Here is a 255-nt window from a genome sequence, read left to right on the forward strand (position 1 = left end):
GCCCGTGTCGGCGGCGCAGGCGGCGAGGTCACGGGCGAGCCCGTCCAGCCGGTCGGCGTCGGCGCGGGCCAGGACGGCGTACGAGCACGGGCCGGCGGTGCCCGCGGCCGCCGGGGCTGAGGTGCCCGGGGCGGGCAGGGCGACCAGCAGGGTGTGCGGGGCGAGGGTGAGGGGCACCCTGTCGGGGGCGAGGGCCGGGGTCAGCAGGACGGGCGGGGCGGCTGCGGTGAGGAAGCGGACGATCTCCTCGGCGAC

Annotated in this window: 1 pseudogene; it reads right to left on the bottom strand. The window is 80.8% G+C overall.

Going from position 1 to position 255, the window contains the following annotated elements:
- Window positions 1-255, bottom strand: a pseudogene (locus VR44_RS21360) (hypothetical protein); the annotation flags it as partial.

Source organism: Streptomyces katrae (assembly GCF_000966975.1).
GTDB lineage: Bacteria > Actinomycetota > Actinomycetes > Streptomycetales > Streptomycetaceae > Streptomyces > Streptomyces katrae.